The following is a 13,260-nucleotide window of genomic DNA, read 5'->3' on the forward strand; positions in this document are numbered from 1 at the left end:
CGAATTTTTTTAATAGTTGGATTCAATTGAAGTTACTTTGGCATCTCCCCAAAGACTTTCAATATCATAATACTCCCTGATGTGTTTTTGAAATACGTGAACCACTACATTCACATAATCCATCAAAACCCATTCTGCATTTTGCATACCTTCTACGTGCCAGGGCTTATCTTTTAATTTTTTACTTACAGTTTTTTGAATGGAATTGACAATAGCGGCAACCTGCGTGTTTGAGGTACCATTGCATACAATAAAGTAGTCACAAACCATGTTCTCTATTTCCCTAAGGTCTAATAAATCAATGTTCTGACCCTTCACTTCCTCAATCCCTTCTAGAATAGTTGTTATTAATTGATCTGTACTTACTTCCTTTTTTGCCATTAAATCTTTTTTAGTCTGACAAAGTTATTACAATTTTGTTTGATAGTGTTTCTTGTAATCACATTTAAGCCATTCTATTTGCTGTATGAAAATAGTCAAACTTAATGCCACAACTTCTACAAATAGTTATCTAAGATCTTATACTAAAGAATTGAACCCCGATACTGATGTGTTGGTGTGGACGGTAGAGCAGCGATCGGGCAGAGGGCAGCGTGGTGCTTTCTGGGAAGCTCAGCCGGGTAAAAACCTTACGTTTAGTGTGTTTAAACGCATTGAAGCCTTGTCTTTAGACCGGTCTTTTTACATCACAATGGCTACATCGCTAGCTGTTTTTGAAGTGCTAGAACAGTTAGGATTGCAACAACTTTCGGTTAAATGGCCAAACGACATATTGGCAGGCAGATCAAAAATCTGTGGTATTCTCATAGAAAGTGTAATTAGAAAGGATCTAACAGCGGTAATTATTGGCATCGGACTCAACGTTAACCAAGTGCAGTTTTCCAGAGCTCCCAGAGCGACTTCTATTGCGCTGGAGACCGGAAGGTATTTTGACCTGGAAGAAATTTTAGACTTGCTGATACAAAAGTTTTACACGTTTGTAGCCCGCATAGTTTCTGGAGATTTTGAAGCGTTGAAAGCTGAATATGAGCAGAAACTTTTTAGAAGAGATAAAGCTTCGACCTTTGAAGACCCTTCAGGAAATAGATTTACCGGGATCATTAAGGAGGTCTCAAAAACAGGAAAGCTCATCGTTCAGCTAGAAGATGAGCTTTATAAAGCATTCGATCTAAAAGAATTAAAACTTCTGTATTAAATCGTTTGTAGGTTTTCTGCCAAAGTCTGTATGAACTTGGTTATAGGCCCTTTGATCATCATAGACATCATGGCATTGAATTCTCCTTCAAATTCAAAAGAAGCTTCGCTGCTGTTTTCAGTAAGCTCTTTAATGTTTGCCGTTAGTGTAAACGGAAGTTTATCGCTCGCAGCACCTAGCACCACCTTGTTGTATGGAACGCTGTTTTTTAACTCCAAGACAATATCGGGCATTCCTTTTAAAGCAAATAAAAAGCGCTTTTCATTCAAAATTTCAAACTTACTAATGCTGTCTGGCATTAGTTTTTTGTAATTGTTTACGTCGTTCAAAAAATTGTAAATGGTTTCAGGACTTTTATCAATAGTTTTTTTAGGGCTTTCTATATGCATAGTTGTAGTACGTCTGTAAATTTAATTTTTGTGATTTTTTGTTATTTAATAGGTGCAGCCTGCCAAGTGTTTGGAGAAAGACGCCAGGTCTGCAAGGTTAGTTTTTCTTTTTCAGAAATATATTGGGTGTCCAAAGCCTGCTCAAGTAAGTGGTCATAGTCACTTAATGTATGTAGGTCAATACCATACTGTTCAAAGTTAGACTTTGAAATATCAAAACCATACGTAAAAATGGCAAGCATTCCTTTTACATTGGCTTCAGCGGCTTTTAGAGCATCTACTGCCATAAGGCTACTTTTGCCGGTACTGATCAAATCTTCAACCACCACCACAGATTGACCGGGTTCTAGCTTTCCTTCAATCTGATTTTGACGCCCGTGCTTTTTAGCTTCAGGTCTGATATAAACAAAAGGCAAGTTTAAAAAATCTGCCACGAGCATCCCTATTCCTATTGCACCGGTAGCAACCCCTGCGATAACGTCAGGTTTTCCGTAGAGCAGTTCTATTTGATTTGCAATGTTCTCTCTTAAATAATTGCGTATCGGCGGATAAGAGAGCGTTATACGGTTATCGCAATAAATGGGAGATTTCCATCCGCTGGCCCACGTGAAGGGGTTTTGTGGTTGTAATTTAATTGCATTAATTTGCAACAACAACTCAGCTGTTTTTTTAGCTGTTTCCTTTTTTAAGATCATGGTACAAATGTATAAAGTTTTTGTAAATGATGTGCCCATTATACTTTCAACTGAAAAGTATATTGGCGAAAATTACACATCCATTCCCATAAAACGTGCAAAAATTAAAAGCATTATTAAACAGGTAAATCGTGGTCAGCTCACGCACATTAATTTATATCACGCTAAGGGTAAAAAATTGCTCAAGTTTTTAAAGAAGAAGTTGCCGGTAGTAGTTGCCGGAGGCGGAATGGTATTTAACGATCACTCTGAAATTCTTTTTATAAAACGCAACGGAAAATGGGATCTCCCAAAAGGTAAACTCGAGAAAAAGGAAACTATTGAAGAATGTGCCGTACGTGAAGTAAGTGAAGAAACCGGATGTCAGGATTTAGTTTTAGGCGATCTTATCACGGTAACCTATCACGTTTTTAAGCGTAACGGTAAATTTAAGCTGAAGGAAACCTATTGGTACAAAATGACCACCTCCTACAGCGGACCGCTAGAGCCACAGCCCTCTGAGGGGATCAAAAAAGTACGTTGGAAAAATTTTGAAAAATCTCAGAAGGCATTGACAATGTCTTACGAAAACATCAAACTTCTATTTCCGAAGGAATACTTAATTAGTAATCCTAAAGATCGGGTAGCGTAAGTAGGCCTTTTCATAGTTATCAGAATGCTCGTAGATCCACTCAAGCTGGGCGTACCAGTTCTGAGCAAAACGAGCATCTTCTTGTTTTTTAGTATCAAAAGCTTCTTTAAGTTCAGGATCTGCATCCAGTAGTTCTTGGGCGCGGTCTTCCCAAACATAAGGGGAGAAGTGTTCTTTCTGCTGAAGAATCGTGTCAAAATAATTCCAGTTGAAAAACGAATCTACACCTGAAGGTTCAAGCATCTCCATAATGTAGCGCAGTCCAGACTGATTGGTTTTAACCCAGTAATCTCCCTTTCTAATTTTTATTTCTTGAGTTGAAGTTTCAACTTCTGTATTGTAATGCAGATAATGTCCTTCATACACTTGGTTGCGGGTTTTATAATCGGCAATATGATATACTTCAGCAGTTAGCATACTGTCTTTTTGAAAACGCTCAAAGTCGATTTCATTTTCTTTTAAACGTTCGATCACATGGCGCCATCCCTGCGGAATGATATATGCTGCGGGAATTGTAACATCGCTGGCCGGTTTCATATAATTGTAATACGTGACTTCTTTTTCAAAAGGTTTGTTGCGGTCATATTTTAAACGCGACATTCCGGTTACGGTACTTGTTTTTTGTTCGCCTTCATAGCCTAGGAAATTAAGTGTAGACGTTCTACTGCTGTCAATCTCAAATTGAAGCGTGTATGCTTGACCTGTAAGCGCGCCGCTTCGGTATAATGAATCTTTTGCTTTGCGCAAGGCTTGCATTTTTGCACCATCCTTTTCCGTGATCTTGATCATTGATTTCATCAACTCATAGGTTCCGGTAACGCGATCTTTATACGGTTTAAGCATATGTGTTTCTACCATCATCCCGAAGGTATTCCACAAAGTGCTGTAACCCGTAGAGTAGCGCGGGTAGTCCATAAATTGAGAAAAACCAATTTCAGGAACTTGATTAAATACATTTACATAAGGCGTAATTGGCCAGTCTTTAGCAGCAAGATCTTGCTCCAGTTGCGGTTGTAATTCTGTATGAAGATAATCGCCTAATTCGTCTCCCAGCTTGTTGTGCTGTGTAAACAAATGTGTAAGAACATATTGATAATCTGCACCATTGCTCACGTGGTTGTCGATCAAAACATCTGGATTTACCATATGATAGATCTCTGCAAAAGCACGGGCATTGTAGGTGTCAGCTTTTACAAAATCGCGATTGAGATCATAATTTTGAGCATTTCCTCTAAAACCATATTCTTCAGGACCGTTTTGATTGGCGCGCGTTCCGGTATTTCGGTTGAGCGCACCGCCAATGTTATACACAGCAATAGCACCGATCCATACATTTTCGGGTGTTTCAATCGTGCCGTTAGCCAAGTCTCGCATCATCATCATCGTCGCATCAATACCATCTGATTCTCCGGGATGAATGCCGTTATTGATCAAAATGCGCGTCACCTCTTTGGCATCAGCAAATTCTGAATCAAATGTGCGGTTGGTATTATAGGTCACTAAGGTGAGTGGTTCACCACTGTCGGTTCTGCCAATTTTATAGGTTTTGATCGAAACGTAGGCAGCATCCAAATCTTCATAATAAGCCATTACCTCATCATAGATTGGCGTTTGATTGCCGTCTCCTTTTTCAAAGGGAGTTACGAGGTCAAAATCTTCGGGCTTGGGTTTTTCGGCACAGGCAATAGTTAAAAGAAACAAGAGGCTGAGTAGGGATGCTTTCATATAAATTTTAAAAAAGTTGAATTGCTAAAATTACTAATTAATTGAAGTTTGAAGCATGGTCTTTGTTCAGAAACTAAAAGAACGGGCGGTATTGCTGAATTCTAAAATCAAAGGTTGAAAATTGTGGATCTTTCAGTTTTTGCTCTTTATAACTTTTCATACTACCTATCGCGCGATTGGCAGCTCCCGAAGGCGCAGTTAAGGAAACAGTTTTTATAGATCGCTCTCCCATTTGAAACTGATGAATACGCGGTACTTCTGAAGAAATAACGTTAAGTTTTACGTGGTGTTCCTTGAGTTGTTTCCTAAAAAAATACTCCGGGCCGTTTTTGCTAGCGCCTCCGGTAAAGATTAGCGTATGGATCTGCGGAAATCTTTCAAGATAGCCTATCAAATCACGTAGTTCTACCTCTTGCATTCCTAGATCTGAAGCATCAACTTTTTCGCGTTTTGCAGCAGCTACAATATCACAAACGCCAATGTTGCGGCTTTTGAGAAAATGGGAGCGCTGCTCAATGGCGTGAGCAGTATTTTCATAAACCAAACCCAGATCAAAAATTTGATCGAGAATGGGCCACAGCATTCCGTTTTTACTTCCGTAGCAAAAATCTACATCTTCTGGTAGCAAATCACCTGTAGTAAACCGCGGAGGCGGCAACGTGCCTACAATGAGTTTGGTTGCGTGTTCAAGATTAAAAGGAGGATAGGGATGCGTGTGCTCAAACATCTAAGAAGGATTTGCGTCCTGCTTCCACTTGATCCCACAGCCTAAACTGGGCTTTTGAAGTTCGTTTTGTTGACGATTATTAAACACATTATCAAGAGCTTCACGCAGGTCCCTTCCGTTTACAGGAATGCCGTTTCCTGGGCGAGAATCGTCTAACTGACCGCGATATATAAGTTTTAATTCCGCATCAAATAAATAAAAATCAGGGGTACACGCAGCGTCATAATCCTTAGCCGTTTGCTGCGTCTCGTCGTATAAATAAGGGAAGCTAAAATTGTATTTTCTTGCGGTCTCCCGCATCAACCACGGACTGTCTTCAGGATAATTTTCAACATCATTACTGCTTATAGCAACAAAACCAAAACCCAGCACACGGTAATCATTGGCAATGCGCACAACCTCGTCATTCACGTGTTTTACAAAAGGGCAGTGATTGCAAATAAACATCACTACCGTTCCACGTTCACCAGCAACATCAGTAAGCGTCACATGTTTATTGGTGAGTGGATTAGGAAGCGTGAAAAACGGAGCTTGAGTTCCTAACGGAAGCATATTTGAAGGTGTTCTTGCCATACTGTTGTTTCTAATTCCTAGTGTTAAATAGGTCGTATATAGGCTAAACTTGTTACAAATACTAAAGTTCTTTTAAATCTTTGGGCTCAGAAAAGAGCCTTTGTAACTTTAAATAAAACTAGCAATTATGAAAAATACATATAGTTCGCTTTCCGTAGCGATCGAAGAATTACAGAAAAAAGGATATGATACCGATTTTAATCTGGTAGACGAAGGAATCGAATCTAAAGCCCATAAAAAAACCTGGAAAGCAGGACAGATCGAAGTTGAAGAAGCTTTTAGATTTGAAGGAATGACCAATCCCGGAGATAATAGTGTACTCTATGTGATCAATACTGATAGTGGCGAGAAAGGCCTTTTAGTCGATGCGTATGGCGCATACAGTGGTCAAATCTCTCAAGAAATGATTCAAAAACTGAAGATTGAGCATAATGAATAATGATCTCAAATGGTCTGAATTTGAACGCGTAGATATGCGTGTGGGGACCATTTTAAGCGTCAGCGATTTTCCTGAAGCGCGAAAGCCCGCTTTTCAACTCAATATTGATTTTGGCGATGTAATAGGTATTAGAAAAACTTCGGCGCAAATAACAAAAAGATACCAGCGTCAGGAACTTGTGGGTAAACAAGTGATAGCAGTGGTGAATTTTCCTAAAAAGCAGATCGCAAATTTTATGAGTGAATGTCTGTTGCTCGGCGCCGTAGAAGGCGAAGAAGTCACAGTGCTCAATCCAGATTTGCCTGTGCCTAATGGTTTACGTATAGGTTAACGTTGATGCCTGAAAAATAGTAAAGCCTCCCACTTGGGAGGCTTTTTTATGCAGCAGATGTACGTGACAACTATGGTTCACCGCTGCGTGTTGGGCTGAGGTTTTTTGCTTCTTCTTCGGTGTACATTCTAGACTTAATAACAAACCGAATCCCAAGCGGAATTTCTAATGAGAAACTCGAGCCTCTTCCCGAGGTAATATCTACAGTGAGTTGCGTATGCTTCCAATATTCAAATTGGTCTTTAGACATATAAAACTCACAGTCGTGTATCGTTCCCAGATATACATCGGTTTCATTGATCATTAGATCTCCTTTTGGGAAACACATTGATGACGAGCCGTCACAGCAGCCGCCGCTCTGGTGAAACATAAGTTCGCCGTGCTCTTCCCGTAATTGATCTATAATTTTCTTTGCAGCATCTGTTGCTTCTACACGTGGTGTCATCATTTGATTTTTAGAAAAAGCCCATTGATTTTTTGTCATAAGAAATCAGCATATTCTTAGTATGGCGATAATGTGCCAACATCATTTTGTGATTCTCACGGCCAATACCAGATTTTTTATATCCGCCAAAGGGAGCGTGTGCAGGATAATTGTGATAATTATTTACCCAAACACGACCTGCTTTGATCGCTCTTGAGATTTGATAGGCTTGGTGTGTATCACGCGTCCAAACTCCGGCACCTAATCCATAAAGGGTGTCATTTGCTATTTCAATAGCATCTGCTTCATCTTTAAAAGAAGTCACGCAAAGCACCGGACCAAAGATTTCTTCTTGAAAAACGCGCATTTTATTATTCCCTTTCAAGATCGTAGGCTGAATATAATAACCTCCTTCTAAGCCTTCGTTATACGCAGCATCACCACCACAAAGTACTTCGGCACCTTCCTCTTTACCAATATTGATATAATTCAGGATTTTCTCATATTGATCATTAGAGGCTTGTGCACCCATCATGGTATCGGGACTTAGAGGATGACCTAGTTTTATAGCTTTGGTACGTTCTACTACACGCTCCACAAAATCATCAAAAATACTTTCTTGTACAAGTAAGCGCGATGGACAAGTACATACTTCACCTTGATTTAAGGCAAACAGCGTTGCTCCCTCGAGGCATTTATCAAAGAATTCATCATCAGCATCCATTACACTTTCAAAAAATACATTAGGAGATTTTCCTCCAAGTTCAAGGGTGACCGGCGTGATATTCTTAGAAGCATATTGCATTATTAATTGTCCGGTAGTGGTCTCACCGGTGAAAGCAATTTTATTGATGCGCGGACTAGAAGCAAGCGGTTTTCCCGCTTCGGCGCCAAAACCGTTTACGATATTGAGTACTCCGGCCGGTAGAATATCTTCGATCAATTCCATAAGAATTAAGATTCCAACAGGAGTTTGTTCGGCAGGTTTGAGCACTACGCAGTTTCCGGCAGCTAGTGCAGGAGCGAGTTTCCAAGTTGCCATTAAAATTGGGAAATTCCAAGGAATGATCTGCCCGACGACCCCTAGAGGCTCTGTGACATTGATACAGACCGTATTGCTGTCTAGCTCACTTACCGAACCTTCCTCAGCTCTGATCACCCCAGCAAAATATCTAAAGTGGTCTACGGCAAGCGGTAAATCTGCAGCCATCGTCTCGCGGATCGCTTTACCATTATCCCAGGTTTCGGCACGAGCAAGCGCCTCTAGATTTTGTTCCATAACATCCGCAATTTTTAATAATAAATTACTGCGGTATGCTGCAGCAGAATTGTTCCACTTTGGAGCAGCCTCCCAAGCGGCATCTATTGCTTTTTCGATATCTTCTGAAGTAGATCTCGGAATTCGTGTAAAGTTTGCACCGTCAACCGGTGAAACATTATCAAAGTATTGCCCTTTTACAGGCGACGTCCATTTACCGCCAATAAAGTTTTCATACTGATCTTTAAATTTTGGCTTCTCTACAACGTTTGCGGAAGCGGTCTGTACATCACTCATAAGATTGTTTTTTTAATTATACGTTACTTAAATTGTTGCTTAGAAATTTGAGGTAATGCTATTAGCATTTTTGCGATGTCTAAAGTTAACGAACACATATTCTTAGACTTTGACCAATTCTATCAAAAAAGTGTACGATCCTCTCAAAAATTGTTAATGTGTTAATTATAGGTGTATTAAATTGTATATTTAATACATAAACTTCGTTCGTTTAAGGATATTATAATTTAAGTATGCATTTGCCCGACACATTTTATAAAAACAGAAAGCTTGAGAATCTGGTGGAAAATCAGACTTCTTTTACTTTGAATAATGCTGCAATGCACGTTTTTGAAACGCATCAACAGGCAGAACGCGTATTGCTGCAGTTTGATAAACCGGTTTTGGCGAGTATGCTTCACGGGAAGAAAATTATGCACCTGCGCGATCATAACAGTTTTGATTTTTTACCCGGAGAATCTTTGATTTTACCTGCAGACGAACTGATGTGTATAGATTTTCCGGATGCGGAACACCGCAATCCTACGCGTTGTTTGGCTATGGCAATTTCTGAAGATAAAATCAAGAATGTGGTAACCTTGATGAATGAGAATATCGGCAAGGCTGATGGGCAGGAGTGGAGCTTGATGGATTATAATTTTCATTTTACCAACGACGCCGGCATCTTTCAGATTTTGCAACGCTTGCTGTTTCTTTTTACTGAAAATCATCCCTCAAAAGATTTTTTTGTTGATAATATGTTACAAGAATTGATCGTACGCATTCTTCAAACCAATAACCGAAAAATCTATACCGATAAGGCACTTAAATTAAGCAATGATAATAGGTTGGCCTTTATAATTCAATACATACGCGAACATCTGCACGAGTCGCTTTCCGTAGAAACATTGAGCAAAAAAGCGTGTATGAGTGAGTCTAATTTTTACAGAGTATTTAAAAATGAACTTGGTATTTCTCCTGTTGATTTTATCAATACCGAACGTATAAAACTTGCCGTCAGCTTACTTCAGGATCCTAACAAAAAAATAAAAAATGTGTATTTGGAGTGTGGTTTTGAGAGTAGATCATATTTCAACCGCGTATTCAAACGTATGAACCAGATTTCGCCCGGAGCATTTCAGGCAAAGGCAGCGCAGCATTAAAACGCTACATCAAACGACTTCATTTTGTGTAAGTAGCTAGAGAGCGCTTTACTCGTATTTTGCTGAATTTTCAATTTCATAAATTTCGTCCATCCTAGGAGGTAGCCTTTGAAACCCAGCGCTTGTTGTGACCAGCGCCAAAGATCAAAGTGATCTGTATGCTGTACGATCTTCCCGTTTTGAAAGCTGAAGGTTCCCACCACGTGATTGACCACTTTTCTTTTTTGCGGCCCATAGGTATAGGTAGCAGTCCATTTTGCACTTCCGTTATAATCATTGGCTTGAACTTCACTAAAATCAATCTGTAACGCATCGCCACCGCGCTCAATAAGCATATACCACATGGCAAAAGCGCGTTTCCCTTGAATTTTACCAAAAGCAGGATCTTCAAAGATGATGTTTTTGGCATAGCAAGTAGTCATTCCTTGTGGATCGTGATTCTTAAAAGCCAGGTAGAAATCGGTAATCAATTGTTCGTTGGGGTGCATCAAAACCAGTTTAAGACTTAAAATTACGTCAAAGCTTAGAGTTTTTCCGCAGCATACCTAATTTAAATGCTGTCTAAAAAGCATACTGTTACTTATTGAACAAGGGTTTGAGTTTATTTCGGCTTTCAAAAAGGAACCAAATATCTAAAGCAAAAAATACAATCGCCATAAGTAAACCGCTGGGTTCGTTTAGAAGGTGTAGCAGTAAAATGCCCACTAGAATCGGGAATAACATAATTGCGCCTAAAGCACGTGTAGGTTTGAACATCACCAGAATTCCTGCGATAATTTCTACAATTGCGATGAGCGGCATTAACCAGCCTATAGTTGTAAACGCGTTAAAAAGTTCAAGCATTTCGGGAGACATATCTTCAGGCAAGGGCATATAGTTGAAGAATTTATTCAAACCTGAATTGATGAATAATAAGCCAAAAAGCACACTGATGATAAATAAGATTTTTGATTTCATATGCAGAAGTTTAATAACGCTTTAGTAGAGTTTTACTAACTATTTTTTCAAATAGCATGGGTTTTCTGTTTCCTCTAAATTAAGTAAATTGAAGGAAAATATTAAGGACTCAATCGTTGTATATAGTTTTTTGTTATTGATTTATAAAAACTATAAATCAAAGTTATTGAAAAGCTAGTGAATTATTGAAGTTCTTTACACTCGAATAACATTTAAAATTCAACAGACAAATGGAAAATAAAAACGGAAAAGATCACGGTACAGACGGTAAGGTTTGGGATGTAAACGAATCTTCTAAATGTCCGTTTCTTAGTGGTGAGATGAATCACGTCACCGGTCAAGGAACGACAAATAGAGATTGGTGGCCTAACCAATTAAATCTTAATATTCTCAAGCAAAATTCTTCATTAGTTGACCCGATGGATGAAGATTTTGATTATGGCGAAGCCTTTAAAAGTCTTGATCTTGCTGCGGTAAAACAAGATTTGCACGATCTGATGACTGACAGTCAAGATTGGTGGCCTGCAGATTATGGGCACTACGGTCCGTTTTTCATTCGTATGGCTTGGCACGCAGCCGGAACCTACCGTATTCACGATGGTAGAGGAGGAGCAGGAAGTGGGCAACAACGTTTTGCACCGCTAAACAGCTGGCCGGATAACGCCAATTTAGATAAAGCGCGTTTACTTTTATGGCCTATTAAAAAGAAATACGGTAACAAATTATCTTGGGCAGATTTATTGATCTTGGCAGGAAACTGCGCCCACGAGTCTATGGGACTTAAAATGTTTGGTTTTGCCGGTGGTCGTGAAGATGTATGGGAACCTGAAGAAGTATATTGGGGAGCAGAGACCGAATGGTTAGGCAATAAAGAACGTTATGAAGGCGGCGAACTAGAGAAAGCACTAGGTGCTGCACATATGGGATTGATCTATGTAAATCCTGAAGGGCACAACGCAAATCCAGATCCGGTTGAGTCTGCACATTTTATTAGAGAGACTTTTGGGCGTATGGCGATGAATGATTATGAGACTGTAGCTTTAATCGCCGGTGGTCATACCTTCGGAAAAACACACGGTGCAGCAGATCCTGAAGAGCACGTGGATGCAGAACCTGCGGCAGCAGGAATGGAAGCTATGGGAACCGGTTGGAAAAACAACTATGGTTCTGGTAAAGGAGCAGATACAATCACCAGTGGATTAGAAGGAGCTTGGACGGATACGCCTACACAATGGAGTAATAAGTATTTTGAAAATTTATTTGGTTATGAGTGGGAACTCACTAAAAGTCCTGCAGGAGCACACCAATGGAAACCAAAAGATAATGCCGGTGCCGGTACCGTGCCTGATGCGCACAGACCCGATGTAAAACACGCACCGTTTATGCTGACTACAGATTTATCGCTGCGTTTTGATCCTGAATACGAGAAGATCTCCAGACATTTTATGGAAAACCCAGAGGAGTTTGCAGATGCTTATTCTCGCGCGTGGTTTAAATTAACGCATCGTGATATGGGACCAAAGGAGCGCTATCTAGGTCCTGAAGTACCTCAGGAAGAATTGATTTGGCAAGACCCAATTCCGGCAGTAGATCACGAGTTGGTTTCAGATGCAGATGTAGCGCATCTTAAAAAGAATATTCTAGAATCAGGTCATTCAATTTCAGAATTGGTATCTGTAGCTTGGGCTTCTGCATCAACCTTTAGAGGTTCTGACAAGCGTGGAGGAGCTAACGGAGCACGTATACGTTTTGCACCACAACGTACTTGGGAAGTAAACAATCCTGAGCAGTTAGACGCTGTTTTGAAAACCTTAGAAGGGATTCAAAAATCTTTCAATGATTCGCAAAGCGGAAATAAGAAAGTTTCATTAGCAGACCTTATTGTGCTTGCAGGTAGTGCTGCAGTAGAGAAAGCGGCTCAAGATGCCGGTCACAACATCAATGTGCCTTTCACCCCTGGTCGCGCAGATGCTTTAGAAGAAAAAACCGATGCTTCAGCCTTTGATGCGCTAGAGCCGGTAGCAGACGGTTTCAGAAATTATATGAAAGATCGTTTTGCAATTAAAGCAGAAGAATTCTTGGTAGATCGCGCACAGCTTTTAACCTTGACACCACCAGAAATGACGGTATTAGTAGGAGGTTTACGCGTATTAAATACCAATTTTGACGGTTCTGATTACGGAGTATTCACTGATAAACCACAAACCTTAACCAATGATTTCTTTGTAAATCTATTGGATATGAATACGACGTGGAAAGCAGTTTCTGAAGAAGATGAACTCTTTGAAGGAAGTGACCGCAACACCGGAGAGAAAAAATGGACCGGTACCCGTGTAGATTTGATCTTTGGTTCAAATTCAGAATTAAGAGCGCTAGCAGAAGCCTATGCGCTTGAGGATTCTGGCGAGCGTTTTGTAAAACACTTCGTGAAAACTTGGGTTAAAGTAATGAACTTAGATCGTTACGATCTTCAATAA

General features: G+C 39.9%; 16 protein-coding genes. 6 read left to right on the plus strand and 10 right to left on the minus strand.

Features of this window, described 5'->3' with window-relative positions:
* Positions 1-9 precede the first annotated feature (9 nt).
* Positions 10-381 (minus strand): ribosome silencing factor, encoded by a 372-nt coding sequence (gene rsfS / locus BUA96_RS12135; protein WP_072983443.1) that lies wholly within the window; start codon positions 379-381, stop codon positions 10-12.
* An 85-nt stretch (positions 382-466) separates the two neighbouring features.
* On the opposite strand from rsfS, the gene BUA96_RS12140 reads away from it, so the two are divergent.
* Positions 467-1,195, plus strand: a complete 729-nt coding sequence (locus BUA96_RS12140) for a biotin--[acetyl-CoA-carboxylase] ligase (protein ID WP_072983445.1) — start codon at positions 467-469, stop codon at positions 1,193-1,195.
* Here BUA96_RS12140 and BUA96_RS12145 read toward each other — a convergent pair.
* Positions 1,192-1,584, minus strand: coding sequence for an orotate phosphoribosyltransferase (locus tag BUA96_RS12145; protein ID WP_072983447.1), 393 nt, complete (start codon positions 1,582-1,584; stop codon positions 1,192-1,194). The two genes, BUA96_RS12140 and BUA96_RS12145, sit on opposite strands and share 4 nt — an antisense overlap.
* A 41-nt stretch (positions 1,585-1,625) precedes the next feature.
* A complete protein-coding gene (gene pyrE, locus BUA96_RS12150; protein ID WP_072983449.1) occupies positions 1,626-2,279 on the minus strand; it encodes an orotate phosphoribosyltransferase in 654 nt (217 codons plus the stop codon).
* Between the two features lie 7 nt (positions 2,280-2,286).
* On the opposite strand from pyrE, the gene BUA96_RS12155 reads away from it, so the two are divergent.
* Entirely contained in the window at positions 2,287-2,910 is a 624-nt protein-coding gene (locus BUA96_RS12155; protein ID WP_072983870.1) for an NUDIX hydrolase, read from the plus strand.
* Here the strand turns inward: BUA96_RS12155 and BUA96_RS12160 are convergent.
* From BUA96_RS12160 to BUA96_RS12170, 3 genes are all read right to left on the minus strand, one after another.
* On the minus strand, positions 2,878-4,635 hold the full coding sequence (locus BUA96_RS12160) for a M14 family metallopeptidase (RefSeq protein WP_072983451.1): 1,758 nt from the start codon (positions 4,633-4,635) through the stop codon (positions 2,878-2,880). The genes BUA96_RS12155 and BUA96_RS12160 overlap by 33 nt on opposite strands.
* A gap of 73 nt (positions 4,636-4,708) precedes the next feature.
* Positions 4,709-5,362: a uracil-DNA glycosylase family protein gene (locus tag BUA96_RS12165; RefSeq protein ID WP_072983453.1), complete on the minus strand. Its 654-nt coding sequence runs from the start codon at positions 5,360-5,362 to the stop codon at positions 4,709-4,711.
* On the minus strand, positions 5,363-5,935 hold the full coding sequence (locus BUA96_RS12170; protein WP_072983455.1) for a thioredoxin family protein: 573 nt from the start codon (positions 5,933-5,935) through the stop codon (positions 5,363-5,365).
* A 127-nt stretch (positions 5,936-6,062) separates the two neighbouring features.
* Between BUA96_RS12170 and BUA96_RS12175 the strand changes: the two genes are divergently transcribed.
* Positions 6,063-6,374, plus strand: a complete 312-nt coding sequence (locus tag BUA96_RS12175) for a phosphoribosylpyrophosphate synthetase (RefSeq protein ID WP_072983457.1) — start codon at positions 6,063-6,065, stop codon at positions 6,372-6,374.
* Positions 6,367-6,705, plus strand: a complete 339-nt coding sequence (locus tag BUA96_RS12180) for a tRNA-binding protein (protein WP_072983459.1) — start codon at positions 6,367-6,369, stop codon at positions 6,703-6,705. The genes BUA96_RS12175 and BUA96_RS12180 overlap by 8 nt, the downstream gene beginning before the upstream one ends.
* A 70-nt stretch (positions 6,706-6,775) precedes the next feature.
* Here the strand turns inward: BUA96_RS12180 and BUA96_RS12185 are convergent, their stop codons facing one another.
* The gene (locus tag BUA96_RS12185; RefSeq protein WP_128755697.1) at positions 6,776-7,189 is read right to left on the minus strand and encodes a DUF779 domain-containing protein; all 414 of its coding nucleotides are present in this window, start codon (positions 7,187-7,189) and stop codon (positions 6,776-6,778) included.
* On the minus strand, positions 7,161-8,684 hold the full coding sequence (locus BUA96_RS12190) for an aldehyde dehydrogenase family protein (protein ID WP_072983460.1): 1,524 nt from the start codon (positions 8,682-8,684) through the stop codon (positions 7,161-7,163). The genes BUA96_RS12185 and BUA96_RS12190 overlap by 29 nt, the downstream gene beginning before the upstream one ends.
* A 233-nt stretch (positions 8,685-8,917) precedes the next feature.
* Between BUA96_RS12190 and BUA96_RS12195 the strand changes: the two genes are divergently transcribed.
* Positions 8,918-9,826, plus strand: coding sequence for an AraC family transcriptional regulator (locus BUA96_RS12195; RefSeq protein WP_072983462.1), 909 nt, complete (start codon positions 8,918-8,920; stop codon positions 9,824-9,826).
* Here the strand turns inward: BUA96_RS12195 and BUA96_RS12200 are convergent.
* A complete protein-coding gene (locus tag BUA96_RS12200; protein ID WP_072983464.1) occupies positions 9,823-10,314 on the minus strand; it encodes a nuclear transport factor 2 family protein in 492 nt (163 codons plus the stop codon). The two genes, BUA96_RS12195 and BUA96_RS12200, sit on opposite strands and share 4 nt — an antisense overlap.
* 88 nt (positions 10,315-10,402) lie before the next feature.
* Positions 10,403-10,783, minus strand: a complete 381-nt coding sequence (locus BUA96_RS12205) for a MauE/DoxX family redox-associated membrane protein (RefSeq protein ID WP_072983466.1) — start codon at positions 10,781-10,783, stop codon at positions 10,403-10,405.
* A 230-nt stretch (positions 10,784-11,013) separates the two neighbouring features.
* On the opposite strand from BUA96_RS12205, the gene katG reads away from it, so the two are divergent.
* The gene (gene katG / locus BUA96_RS12210; RefSeq protein WP_072983467.1) at positions 11,014-13,260 is read left to right on the plus strand and encodes a catalase/peroxidase HPI; all 2,247 of its coding nucleotides are present in this window, start codon (positions 11,014-11,016) and stop codon (positions 13,258-13,260) included.

This window comes from Leeuwenhoekiella palythoae, from assembly GCF_900130045.1.
Classification (GTDB): Bacteria; Bacteroidota; Bacteroidia; order Flavobacteriales; family Flavobacteriaceae; genus Leeuwenhoekiella; species Leeuwenhoekiella palythoae.